This is a genomic window from Paractinoplanes tereljensis, assembly GCF_016862435.1.
GTDB classification, from domain to species: domain Bacteria; phylum Actinomycetota; class Actinomycetes; order Mycobacteriales; family Micromonosporaceae; genus Actinoplanes; species Actinoplanes tereljensis.
This window is the reverse complement of record NZ_BOMY01000013.1, coordinates 120014-132441: the sequence shown is the minus strand read 5'-3', so window position 1 is coordinate 132441 and position 12428 is coordinate 120014. Positions and strand designations below refer to the sequence as shown.

10 protein-coding genes are annotated in these 12428 nt (G+C 71.7%); 5 read left to right on the top strand and 5 right to left on the bottom strand.

The genetic code is table 11. The features are described from left to right. Window positions 1–7 precede the first annotated feature (7 nt). Both Ate02nite_RS09830 and Ate02nite_RS09825 read right to left on the bottom strand, forming a co-directional pair. Window positions 8–1186 (bottom strand): FIST signal transduction protein, encoded by a 1179-nt coding sequence (locus tag Ate02nite_RS09830; RefSeq protein WP_203802524.1) that lies wholly within the window; start codon window positions 1184–1186, stop codon window positions 8–10. Window positions 1187–1347: 161 nt separating this feature from the next. Continuing rightward, window positions 1348–1911 carry a hypothetical protein gene (locus Ate02nite_RS09825; protein ID WP_203802521.1) on the bottom strand — a complete coding sequence of 188 codons (564 nt, stop codon included), beginning with the start codon at window positions 1909–1911 and terminating at the stop codon, window positions 1348–1350. Between the two features lie 42 nt (window positions 1912–1953). On the opposite strand from Ate02nite_RS09825, the gene Ate02nite_RS09820 reads away from it, so the two are divergent. After that, window positions 1954–2622 (top strand): response regulator transcription factor, encoded by a 669-nt coding sequence (locus Ate02nite_RS09820; protein WP_203803391.1) that lies wholly within the window; start codon window positions 1954–1956, stop codon window positions 2620–2622. A 132-nt stretch (window positions 2623–2754) separates the two neighbouring features. Here Ate02nite_RS09820 and Ate02nite_RS09815 read toward each other — a convergent pair whose 3' ends face one another. Then, the gene (locus tag Ate02nite_RS09815; RefSeq protein WP_203802518.1) at window positions 2755–4110 is read right to left on the bottom strand and encodes an ATP-binding protein; all 1356 of its coding nucleotides are present in this window, start codon (window positions 4108–4110) and stop codon (window positions 2755–2757) included. Between the two features lie 62 nt (window positions 4111–4172). Further along, on the bottom strand, window positions 4173–7037 hold the full coding sequence (locus tag Ate02nite_RS09810) for a M28 family peptidase (RefSeq protein WP_438871177.1): 2865 nt from the start codon (window positions 7035–7037) through the stop codon (window positions 4173–4175). A gap of 247 nt (window positions 7038–7284) precedes the next feature. Between Ate02nite_RS09810 and Ate02nite_RS09805 the strand changes: the two genes are divergently transcribed. Next, window positions 7285–7614, top strand: a complete 330-nt coding sequence (locus Ate02nite_RS09805; RefSeq protein WP_203802515.1) for a hypothetical protein — start codon at window positions 7285–7287, stop codon at window positions 7612–7614. Between the two features lie 16 nt (window positions 7615–7630). Then, window positions 7631–8185 carry an alpha/beta hydrolase fold domain-containing protein gene (locus Ate02nite_RS09800; protein ID WP_275422825.1) on the top strand — a complete coding sequence of 185 codons (555 nt, stop codon included), beginning with the start codon at window positions 7631–7633 and terminating at the stop codon, window positions 8183–8185. Here Ate02nite_RS09800 and Ate02nite_RS09795 read toward each other — a convergent pair. Beyond that, window positions 8166–8825 carry a TetR/AcrR family transcriptional regulator gene (locus tag Ate02nite_RS09795; protein WP_203802508.1) on the bottom strand — a complete coding sequence of 220 codons (660 nt, stop codon included), beginning with the start codon at window positions 8823–8825 and terminating at the stop codon, window positions 8166–8168. The genes Ate02nite_RS09800 and Ate02nite_RS09795 overlap by 20 nt on opposite strands. Window positions 8826–8952: 127 nt before the next feature. Between Ate02nite_RS09795 and Ate02nite_RS09790 the strand changes: the two genes are divergently transcribed. Further along, window positions 8953–11547 (top strand): alpha-L-rhamnosidase, encoded by a 2595-nt coding sequence (locus Ate02nite_RS09790; protein WP_203802505.1) that lies wholly within the window; start codon window positions 8953–8955, stop codon window positions 11545–11547. 77 nt (window positions 11548–11624) lie between these two features. Continuing rightward, window positions 11625–12425 (top strand): SAM-dependent methyltransferase, encoded by an 801-nt coding sequence (locus Ate02nite_RS09785; RefSeq protein ID WP_203802488.1) that lies wholly within the window; start codon window positions 11625–11627, stop codon window positions 12423–12425. The last annotated feature ends 3 nt before the right edge of the window (window positions 12426–12428 follow it).

Sequence of the window (12428 nt, the reverse complement as noted above, 5' to 3'; positions counted from 1 at the left end):
GCGCTTTTCAGCTCACCGCGAGGGCGACCACGGTGAGGTGGTGCATGCCCTTCGCGCCGGGGTTGCGGGCGATCTCGCCGTTGGAGAAGAAGCCGCCGTACGGGATCGGCTTGAGTGCGTCGCCGAGGCGCTGGCCGGCTAGGTCGGTGCCGTCCGGTCCGAGCGCGAGCAGCCGTACGCAGCAGTCGAAGACCAGCACACCGAGCGGGTCCGCGTCACCGACGGCGGCAACCGCCGCGGATCCGGCGGTGGCGGCGGCATCGCAGAGCGCTTCCGGGTCGGCCTCCATGAACCAGACCAGGCCGCCCTCGGGGGTGTCGGCCAGCCCGGAGATGGACCGTTCGTCCGGGTCGGCCGCGAAGATGATCCGGATGTCCTCGCCGGTGCGGCGGGCCAGGCCGAGCGGTCGGACCGCCGCGAACTGCAGGAACGCGCCAGGGTCGGCGACGATCTCGGGCGCGCAGCCGGTGAGCCGGGCATAGACGTCCAGCGCCGGTTCGCCGTCGAGCTCATAGATCTTCCCGCCCTCGCTGCGCGTAACGGCCATCGGCTCGCCGCTACGGTGCCAGCCGTGCGCCACCCCGATGCCGAGCGGCGATACCGAGCCCAGCGCAGCGCCGAGAACCGCGTTCGGCAGCACCTGCACATCCGTCCCCGAGCTGAAGAAGTGCCACGTGCCGGTCTGCGTCATGTCGTCGCCGGCGCAGCCACCGATCAGCGGGACCTGCGCGCCGGCCACCGAGTACGCGCCGCGCACCATCTCCTGCTGGTCGGAGCTGCGTCCGTCGCCGAGCAGCAGCACCGCGCGGTGCTCGGCGTCGATGTCGTCGAGGCATGAGGCGGCGGCCGCGCCGGCCGCGTAAAGATCCATGCTTTCGTACGGCACGGCCCGCACCGACGCGGCGAATCCGGGCCCGCCGAGCGCGTTGACCACGACTCCGGCGCCGCGTCCGTCGGTGGCGTATTCGCCCGACGTCGAGCAGCCGATCATGAGCACGTCGCCGCCGGCCGCGGCGTGCACGGCCGCGGCCATCTCCGGCGTCGAGTGCGACGGGGAGGCGAAGACGATCAGAAGGGTTGCTGGCCGTCCGTCGAGAGCCGCGTGGCAGGCTTTTGCTCCGGCCCGCGCCGGATCAGGAAGTACGCTATTGCCTACGCCGAACCACCGTTCTTGACGCCTGTCCATCACAACTCCCTTGCGCCGGCACGCCAGCCCGATCAAAGGGAGCATCGGCAAGTTGCCCTCAGAACTGAGCTGTCGTGGCCTGCTGCTGAGCGTGATCGACGGGACCCTGCTGACGGTCGCGGACTCGGCCGGCACCAGGCTGAGCCCGGCACGCCGGCCGGTCAGGCGCCGTAGTCCTCCATCACCTGGGCGGCGGGGCCGCCGTTCCAGTACGCGGTGATTACCGAGGCGTGGCCGAAGGTGGCCAGCCGGACCACGATCACCGTGTCGCTGCGCCGGGCGGCACTGGCCACATAGCCCGGGGCCGGGTCGGCGTCGACCACGTCGACGCGGGTCGACGAGTAGGCGACGACGATGCTGCCGCCGTCGGCCGGCACCCGGTAGCGCGGGCGGCGGTCGACCGTCGGTGACGGGGTGGGCGTCCGGGTGGCCGACGGTGCAGCGCTGGTGGCCGGGCGGGTCGTGGCCGGGGCCTTGGTGCGGGACGGGCTCACCGTGGGTTCGGCGGCCGTGGTGGTGGGGACGGGGGCGGGGGTCGTGACGGCCACGGTCGGCTCGGCGTCGCCGAAGCGCAACTCGGTGTAGCGACGATTGGCGTCTATCGCCACAAGTGGGTCGGCGGTCAGTGTCGGGGCCACGCCGAGCCGCACGCCGAACCAGGTGACAGTGACCGCGGTAATCGTGACGCCGAGCCACGCGGCGACATATTTCCAGCTCCGGCCCATGATTACATTCTGCCTCAGCGATACCGTAGATCGATGTCGCGAGTGCTGGTGATCGAGGATGACGCGGATGTACGCGAGGCTCTGGGCCGATTACTGAACGCGACCGGCCACCTGGTCCGGCTGTGTGAACGGGCCCTGGACGGGCTGCGCGACGCCGCCACCTGGAATCCCGACGTGGTGGTCCTCGACCTCGGTCTGCCCGATCTGGACGGTGCCACCGTGCTGCGCAACATCCGGCTCGTCTCGTCGGTGCCGATCGTGGTCGCGACCGCGCGGGAGGGCGAGCAGGAGATGATCCGGCTGCTGCGCGCCGGTGCCGACGACTACGTGGTCAAGCCGTACTCGGCCGAGCAGATCGAGGCGCGGATCGCGGCGGTGCTGCGCCGGGGCGCCGCGCCGGCCGGGTCGGTGCTGACCGTGGGCGGGCTGACGCTCGACCCGGACGCGCGGGCGGCCGCGCTGGACGGCGCGCCGCTGCCGCTGTCCCGGCTGGAGTTCGACCTGCTCGCCTATCTGATGCAGCGGCCCGGCAAGGTGGTCACCCGTCGGCAGCTGCTGGCCGACGTGTGGCCGGCCGAGAGCCGGTCGGTGGAGACGGTCGACGTGCACGTCACCTGGCTGCGCCGCAAGCTGGGCGAACGCGCGGCGGAACCCCGCTACCTGCACACCGTCCGCGGCGTCGGCATCCAGCTGTCGGCGCCGAAAGACTAGACCAAAGCCTTTGCCCGTACGGGCTGCGACGCCCACAACCGCAACCACACCCGACCGCACACACTCCGCGACCACGGTGCAACACCGGCGCGTGCGGCGACTCTCGCGCAACCGGACCCCAACACCAACCCCCTAGGGCCGGGCGGCGTGCGCGCCGCTGCCGAGCCGCCACCACCGGCGGCGGGCCGGCGGATGCGGTGGGCCGGCGGAGGCGGCGATTCCCAGGGCCAGGACGACCCGGGCGCCGCTCAGGTCGCTGCGCTCGATCCGCAGCTCCCCGCCCGTGTCGGCGGCGAGCCGGCGGGCGATGTCCAGGCCGATCCCGGTGGACTCGGCGCCGCTGACGCCGCGGGCGAGGGCGGCCTCCGGGTCGGCGAAACCGGGCCCGGCGTCCTCCACGATGACCTCAGCAAGGCCGGAAAGCCGGACGGTGACCCGGCAGGCGGCGTCGTCGGGGCTGTGGTGGAAGACGTTGCCCAGCAGCACGTCGAGCGCCTCCACTACGACCGTGAAGGCGGCCGGCACGGTGATCCCGGCCGGTGGCGGCGCGGCCTGCCACGGGCGGCCCTGATCCTCGGCGAGCGCGCCCCAGAACGCGGTCCGGTCGGCCACCGCCGCACCGAGGTCGCACTCCAGCCGGGGCCGCGCGACAAGCGGCCGGCCGGCCTCGGTGATCACCGCGTTGATCTCCTGCTCCAGCCGGTCGACGACGCGCAGCTGACGGTCGCGGTCGTCGCCGCCGGGCATCGCCTCGGCGTTGAGCCGCAGCGCGGTGAGCGGCACCCGCAGCCGGTGCGACAGGTTCCCGGCCAGCGCGCGTTCGGCCGCCAGCAGGTCGCCGAACCGGTCGGCGAGCACGTTGAGCGCGGTGCCGACCTCCTCGATCTCGCTCGGCCCGCTGGGCCGGGTGCGGGCGTGCAGCCGGCCGGCGCCGAGGCTGGTGGCGGTGCGGGCGAGGTCGCGGGTGGCCCGAACCACCTGGGCGGCGAGCCGGTCGGCGAGGAAGGCGCACAGGCCGATCAGGACGATCCCGACCAGGGCCAGTACGGCCAGGGCGGTGTGCACCCCGGCGCGCAGCATCTCGGTGGGCACGTAGACCTCGATGACCGCGATCTGCCCGCGGGGCAGTGCCACCGGGCGCAGGTAGACCCGGCCGCCGGACACGTCGGCGGTGCCCGCCACCTGTCGCTGCCGGACCCGGGCGATCTCCGCCTCGTCGGCCCGGGCGGTGCCGATCGTGCCCAGGCCGGGCAGGTGCGCGGCGATCCGGCCCTGCTGGCCGGCGTCGGTGCTGAGGATGGAGCTCTGGACCAGCTCCCGGTCGGTGGCCACGACCACGACCGGGGAGAGGCCGAGCGCCTGCCGTTCGGCCTCGCGCAGGGCCCGGTCCTGCGCGGCGGTGATGACCAGCATGCCGAGCGGGATGCAGAACGCCAGCGCCACCAGGGTGGTGACCGCGAGGGCGACCAGGACGTAGCTGCGTCTCATTCCGATGGACCATAGACGTTCATGGGGTGCGGGTGCCATGGTCGGCACCCGCACCCCACGTCTCAGAAGGTCAGACCCCACGCGTTGAGCGTTCCGGTGTCGCCGGAGTGGAGGTCACGGACGCGCAGCCGCCAGGTTCCGGTGGACTGCACGGCCGAGGCGTCGACGGTCGCGGTCAGCTTCACGTCGTCGCCGCGATCGAGCCGGCTCGCCTTCTTGATCAGAAATGCGGTGCCGTCCGGCGCCAGGAGGTGAATCTCCAGGTCGCCGCGGTAACTGTGGTTGATGTCGACGTTCACCTTCAGCGCCGCGGGCGCGGTGCCCGAGCGCTGCACGGTGATCGGCGACTCGACGGCGGAGCGGTCGCGGATGAGGAAGTCCGCGCCGTTCTCGACCCGGGTGCCGGCCGGCACCGAGGCCGGTGCGGCGGTCGCCGTGACGCCGGTCAGCGTCCAGGCCGCGTAGGCGGCGACGTCGGTGTGCCGGTCGAGCGCGGTGGCGTTGATGTTGGTCCGCCCGTCGCACGCCTGGTGGTAGCAGGAGTCGAACGGCTGTCCGGCCGTCCCGCCCCACTTCGCGGCCTGGGCCGCGCTCATCGCCGAGGCCAGGCTCAGGGTGGCGGTGCCGCCGGTGGGGATACCGGCCGCCTTGAACGAGGCGTGGTCGGAACGGCCCTGCACGTCAACGTTCTCGGTGGCGATGTTCTCGGCGGCGAAGCCGGCCTTGAGCGCCGCCGCGATCGCGGTGCCCCGGGAGTCGTCGTTGTAGACGAAGTAGCCGGCGTTCGGCGACCCGATCATGTCGAAGTTGAGGTAACCGGTCACCTTCGCCCGCTCCGCGGCCGACAGCGAGGCGACGTACGCCTTCGACCCGACCAGGCCCGACTCCTCCGCACCCCACCAGCCGAACCGGATGGCCTTGTCCCCCTGCGCCCCGCTCGTGGCGTAGGCGAGAGCAACCTCGAGGATGCCGGCCGAGCCGCTGCCGTTGTCGTCGATGCCCGCCCCGGCCGCGACGCTGTCCAGGTGGGCGCCGAGCATGACCACCTTGGCCGGGTCACCCCGCCCGGGCAGGTCGGCGACCAGGTTGTAGCCGGTGGCGCCGCCCGAGGTGAACTGCTGGATCCGGGTGGTGTAGCCGGCCGCGTCGAGCTTGCCCTTGACGTAGTCGAGCGAGGCCTTGTAGCCGGGCTTGCCGTGCGCCCGGTTGCCGCCGTTCGCGGTGGCGATCCGGGCGAGCTCGTCGAGGTGCGCCTCGACCTTGGCGCCGTCGATGTCCGGGATCCCGGCGGCCGACGGCTGCGGGGACGGAGCAGCCGTCGTCGGGACCGGCGAGGTCGGCGCGGGCGTGGTGGGAGCCGAGGTCGCGGTGCTGGTGCAGGTCGGGTCGCCCTGGGCGGGCACGCTCACCGCGTCCCAGGCCGCCTTGATCGCGTTGAACTCGGTGCAGCCGTTCGGGTGGAGCTCCTTGGCCGCCGCCAGGGTGGCCGCGCGGGCCTTGCTGTAGGTCCAGCCGGACGTCTTGCGCAGCAGGCCGTGGTAGAAGATCTCGCCGGCCTCCCACACCCCGATCCCGGTCACCTTGCTGTTGTTGCAGGTCGGGCTGGCCGGGCCGGTGGCCGGCGCGGAACCCTGGGCGGCCAGGTAGAACCAGTGGTTGAGCGGGCCGGCCGCGGAGTGCACCTCGGTGCTGGGAATGGCCGAGGAGAAGCAGTTCGGGTCGCCGGCCTTGGACGGGTCGAACATGTTGCGGATCGGCCCGTTGCCGACCAGGTTGACCTCCTCGCCGACGGTGAAGTCGGCCGGGTCGTTGGGGTTCTCGGCGAAGTGCTCGGCCAGGGTGCCGAAGATGTCGCCGGTCGCCTCGTTGAGGCCGCCGGTCTCGTTGGACGTGCCACGGCTGCCGCCGGGGGTGTGGCAGAAGACGCCGTGGCCGAGTTCGTGCGCCACCACGTCGATCGAGTTGACCTGGCGGGCGCCGTCCTGGGTTTTGCCGAACTTGCTCTGGTCGCGGGTCGCGTCGGTGGTGCCGGCGCAGCTGTAGAACGCGTTGACCTCGTTGAGCCCGACGAACATCTGGGCGGCGCCGCCCTGCCCGTCGATGCCGTCGCGGGCGAACTTGGTTTTCAGCATGTCGAACAGGACGGTGCCGGCGTAGTGGGTGTCGACCGCGCCGGTCGGCAGGTCGGTGCCGGCCCCGGTGCCCCACTTGTCGTCGGCGTCGGTGAAGATCTGCCCGGTCCGGTCGTTGAACGTGCGCATGTTGCCGCGGGTCGCGTCGCGCATCTCGAACGCGCCGGAGCTGCCGGAGGTGCCGATCGACACGGTGCCGTTGTAGTGGCCGGTCCCGGTGCCGGCCGCGATCTCGTCCCAGGAGCCGACCTCGGCACCGGTGACCGCGTTGACGTAAACGTGCGCCCGGCTGTTCCGGGACTCGGTGAGAACCTCCCAGACCAGCTTGCCACCGGCCGCGGCGACCACGCCCAGGGTCGGCGTGCCCGCTACGGCACCCGTACGCCCGCGCAGTGCCAGGGTTTTGGCTTTGGCCTGGTCGATCTTCGGGTCGGTCGGCGCGCTGATCGGCACCAGCCCGGCGGCGTTGCTGCTGCGCACCTTGCCGGCCTTGTCGGTGACCACGACGACGTCCCCGCCGACGAAGACCGGCAGGTTCCGGTAGACCCGGGCGTAGCTGACGTAGTTGAGGCCGCGGTCGGTGGTGACGACGTTCTGCCGGGTGAGGGTCTCGTCCGAGGCCTTCGGGAAGCCGGTCGAGGTGCCGGTCACGTACTGGTCAGCGGAGGCCGCGGCGATGGTCGCGCCTCCGTCCGAGAGGTCCGGCTGCGGTGCCGGTCCGGTCGCCGTGTAGCCGGCGGTCACCGCCGCGCCCGCGAGCAGCGAAACGAGGGTGACGCTGCTGATCGTGGCCACGCGCAGTGCTGATCTCCTGGAACGCCTCAAAGGGTTCCTCCTCAAGGCCGGGTATTGATCTCCATGTGTGCGGTGGAGTCTCACCGGGTGTTCCTTAAGGGCGCCGGAAGCCTTGCTATCGGACCGGTAACAAGGTCCGGGAGGACTGGTTCACGACAGACGTGCCGTTCGATCGCATGAACAATCCTCAGCTATGGGAAATCGGCGGGGGAGTGGGTGCGGCTGCAGCTTCGCCCTACTGGGGTTGATGGTTGTTCCGATCGGGTTGGTCTGGCTGGTCCTGCACCTGGTCGGGGCCGACGGGTGGCTGGGGCTCAGCACGACGGCCACCGTGGTGGTGCTCCTCGCCGCGGTCGTCCTGGGTGTGGTCGCGCTGCTCAGCGACCAGGTTCCGCAGCCGCTGCCCCGCCGGGTCTACCTGGCCTGGCTGTTGCCGGTCATTCCACTCGTGGCCCTGGGCTCGACCATCGCGGCCTGGACCACCCGGAACTCCGACCTGGCCGTGATCCCGTGGCTGTGCGCAGCGGCCCTGGTCGTCACGGCCACGATCGTGCTGAGCGGGCTCAGCACCGACTAAAACCGCCCGCTTCCCGGTGGCGTCCTTGCAGATCGTGACCGCGTTCGACGGGGCTGTCGCCAATGCCGGGGCGCTCGGCGGGGATCCGGCGCGGGTCTCGATCGGGGGCGCCAGCGCGGGTGGCAACCTGGCCGCCAGTGCGGCGATGCGACTGCGGGACCGGGACGGCGTACGGCCGGCGTCGTTGATGTTGGTCTATCCGGTTTTGCATCGTGACGTTCCGGCGGTGGACGAGGAACTGGGCGCGATGCTGGCCGGGCTGCCGGAGTTCCTGACCTTCCCGTCGGCGGCGATGAAGGCCATCAACGAGAACTATGCGGACGGGGCGCTGGACGATCCGTACGTCTTTCCGGCCGGTCATGACCTGCGTGGACTTCCGTCCACGTACATCATCGACGCGGAAGCGGACCGGCTGCGCAAGTCCGGCGAGGGTTTTGCCGCCGAGCTGGCCCTGGCCGGCGTCGATGTCACAGTGGTGCGGGAGCGGGGCACCGCGCACGGTTACCTCAACGAGCCGGGCGGCCCGGCCGCGATCCGCACGATCGATCGGCTCACCGCCTGGCTGAGCTGACCTCGCCGGAGAGGTCGACGGTGCGCCCGGAGACCAGGATAGCCGGGGCGAGTCGTTCCAGGTGGTTGCGGATCAGGCCGATCAGGTCGATCCGGCCGCCGGTGAGCACCCACTGCAACTGCAGGCCGTCGGCGACCGCGATGCACTCGCGCGCGATGCCGTCGTAGTCGAGGTCGGGCCGCAGGTGGCCGGCCTCGACGGCCCGGTGGAAGCCGGCCGCCAATTCGGACACCACCCGTTCGTAACGGGCCAGGTAAAGGTCGTGGGCGGCGCTGGTGGGGTCGGCGGCCTCGGCGGTGACCAGCACGAACAGCTCGATCATGCCGGGCTGGGCGTGCAGGAGTTCGGAGAGCCACACCATCTGCCGGAGCGGGCCGGTGCCGTCGGTGTCCTCGGGGGCCTGTTCGGCGAACTCGCGGAGCATGGTGAAGCGGCGCTCCGCCACCGCCACCAGCAGGTGTTTCTTGGTGGGGAAGTGGTGCGTCAGGCCGGGGCCGGTCAGCCCGGCGTCCTGCGCGATCTTGGCCATGGACGTCTGCGAGTAGCCGAGCTGCGCGAAGTTGGCGATGGCCACGTCGAGGATGAGTTCCCGGCGCGCGCGTCCGACCGAGTAGCTGCCGCGCTCCCTGTCTTCCCTCACGGCGCCCACCGTATACCGGGGTCTCGCCGCGTGAAAACCTGAAATCTTAGGTTTTCACGCCAGAAACCTTGTGTCTTAGGTTTTTAACTTCTAGCGTGAGCCGCACCACACCAGAACGGAGCACGCCATGCCTGAGCAGCGGTGTTACGACCTTCGCGTCGAATACCAGCGCGCGCCGATCGGGGTCGGCGTGCACCAGCCGTGTTTCAGCTGGCTGGCCACCGGGGTTCTGGACGCCTTCGAGGTCGCCGTCGACCGCGGCGACGGGCGGCCGGCCTGGCGCAGCGGGCGGGTCGCGGGCGATCTCCCCGCGGTGGAGTACGCGGGCGGGCCGCTCGACTCGAACCAGGTGTACCGCTGGCAGGTCCGGGCCTGGCTGGACGGCGCCGGCGAACCGAGCGAGTGGGCCGCCTCCACCTTCGAGACCGGGCTGCTCGGCCCGGCCGACTGGCACGCCGCATGGATCGGCCCGAAGCAGGAACCCACCGCGATGGAACGCTGGACGCTCGTCGACTGGATCACCGGCCGGCGCCCGGCGACACCGGTCGAGGAGCGGCTGCGCCCGGTGCAGCTGCTGCGCCAGCGCTTCCAGGTCCAGGCCGAAGTGACCCGGGCCCGCCTCTACGCGACCGCGCACGGCATCTACACCGCGCAGGTCAACGGGCAGGACGCCGGCGATGAGGTGCTCGCCCCCGGATTCGACAGCTACCGGCACCGGGTCTCGGTGCAGTGCTACGACGTCACCGACCTGCTCACCGCCGGCGAGAACGAGCTCGGGTTCGCGCTCGCCGACGGCTGGTGGGCCGGCCGGATCGGGATCAGCGGATCGAGCGCCCAGTTCGGCGCCGAGACCAGCGCGACCTGGCAACTGCACCTCGACCATGCCGACGGCCGCACCGAGCTGGTCTGCTCCGGCTCCGATGTGGAGAGTGCGACCGGGCCGTGGGCCTACGCGGATCTGTTCGTCGGCGAGCACTTCGACCGGCGCGTCGAGCCGACCGGTTGGACGCCGGTCGCACTGACCGGCGAGAACACCGCGATGCTGCGCCCGTTCACCGGCGAACCGGTGCGCCGGATCCTCGAACTGCCCGCACTGCATGTCACCGGGGACGCCGAGACCGGCTGGATCGTCGACTTCGGCCAGGTGCTGGCCGGCCGGATCCGGCTCACCGTCCGCGAGCCGCGATCCGGCCAGGTCGTGACCCTGTCGCACACCGAGACGCTGCAGCCGGACGGCACCTGGTTCGACAACATCAAAGGCATAAACAAGGAGCAGACCGATGTGTACGTCGCGGCCGGCTTGCCCGGCTCCGAGACGTACGAGCCGGTCTTCACCTTCCACGGGTTCCGCTACACCCGCATCCACGGCCTGCCGTCCGCACCCGCGCTCGACGACGTCGTCGCGGTGGTGCTCGGCAGCGACCTGGAGTGGACCGGATCCTTCGAGACCTCGGACCCCCGCCTCGACCGGCTGCACCGCAACGTGGTGTGGAGCCAGCGGGCCAACTTCCTGTCGGTGCCGACCGACTGCCCGCAACGCGAGCGGGCCGGCTGGACCGGTGACATCCAGGTCTTCGCGCCGGCGGCCACCAACAACGCGCAGGTCGTGCCGTTCCTCAGCCGCTGGCTGACCAACCTGCGGGCCGACCAGCTGCCGGACGGCCGGGTGCCGATCATGTCGCCGTACTCCCCGTACGACGCCGAGTCGGCCGCCGCGGCCACCGGGATCGGCGCGATCGTCGCCGCCGCCGGCTGGAGTGACGCGATCGCCCTGGTCCCGTGGACGCTCTACGAGCGCACCGGCGATCGGCGGGTGCTCGAGGAGAACCTGGACGCGATGCTGGCCTGGGTAGATGCCCCGCAGCCCGGGTCCGGCTTCGGGGACTGGCTCACGCCGAGCACCCTGGAGGGCCGGCCGATCCACGAGGCGATCGGCATCGCGCCCGCCCTGACCGGCGCACTGGTCGCGCCGATGTTCCAGGCCCGGACGCTGACCGTGACCGCGCTGGCGGCCCGGGCCCTGGGCCGCTACACGCTGGCCGACCAGCTCGAACGCCGGGCCGACGGGGTGCGGGCCGAGTTCGCCGCCGCGCACGTCTCGGCCGACGGGCGACTGCCGGTGGACCTGCAGGGGCCGTACGCCCTGGCTCTGGCCTTCGGGATGATTCCCGGCCCGCTGCGGGCGGCCGCCGCGGCCCGGCTGGCCGCCCTGGTCGAGGCCCGGGGCCATCGGCTGGACACCGGGTTCCTCTCGGTGCCTTATCTACTCGACGCGCTCTGGGACAACGGATACCCCGAGCTGGCCCGGCGCGTGCTCTGGCAGTCCGAGATGCCGTCCTGGCTCTACGAGGTCGACCGCGGGGCTACCACGATCTGGGAGTCCTGGGACGCGATCGCGCCGGACGGGACCGTCCGCGCGGGGTCGCTCAACCACTACGCGTTCGGTTGCGTCGACGACTGGTTGTACCGCCGGGTGGCCGGGATCCAGCCGACCTCACCCGGTTACCGCACCGCCGTGATCGAGCCCGATCTGGCGATCGGCGTCGACTCGGTGCGGGCCCACGTCGGCACCCCGTACGGCCGGCTCGCCGTCGCCTGGCACCGCGCCGGCGACACCGCCGAAATCCAGGTGACCGTGCCACCCGGCATCACCGCGACGGCGTGGAAGGTGCCGCTCGTTCCCGGCGAGAACACAGTTTCGGTAACCCTTCCGATCCACTGATCGAGGGTCAGCCCAGCCGGGCGTGAATGGCTACAGTGGCCACTGTCGGTCCGTCGCCGCCCCCGCGAGGTGTTCGCTTGTCGGAAAATCCGGATATCAGCGCGCTGAACACCTCGCGCCGCTACAACGAGTGGGTCGGCGGGAAAGACCACACCGGGGTCGAGCGGGCGTCCACCAAAACCGTGCTGACCGTGCTGCCCAACATGATCGACGCCGCCCGGGAGGGCCGGGCCGTCGTGATGCGGGTCGTGCGGCACCTGGTCGCCGAGACCGGGGTGCGCCAGATCCTGGACATCGGCGCGGGCCAGCCGCTCTCGCCCAACGTGCACGAGGTCGCCCAGCGGGTCGATCCGGCCACCCGGGTGGTCTATGCCGACAACGATCCGCTGGTCGCGGTGCACCACCGCGGCACGGTGATGAGCAAGCCGGCCGGCCGGGCCGAGTTCCAGCCGGGCGACCTGCGCAAGGTCGGTGAGCTGCTGGCCGGCGACGTGGTCACCGAGGTGCTCGACCTGAGCCGGCCGGTGGTGGTGCTGCTGGCCAGCGTGCTGCACCTGATCGACGACGACGAACAGGCCGCGGCCGCGGTCCGGCAGCTGCGCGAGGCGCTGGCGCCGGGGAGCTATCTGGTGATCGTGCACGGCACCTTCGACACCCTGCCGGAGGCGACCCGGCAGGCGGTCACCGCCATGATGGCCACCGGCAAGCAGGGCGTCTATCGGGCCCGGTCGCGGGCCGAGATCGAGGAGTTCGTCGACGGCCTGGAGTTGGTCGAGCCGGGCCTGGTCTCCAGCGTCGAGTGGCGGCCCGATCCGGTCAACCCGCCGAAGACCAGCGTGGCCGACGCGATGTGCTGGGTGGTCGTGGCCCGCCTGTAACGA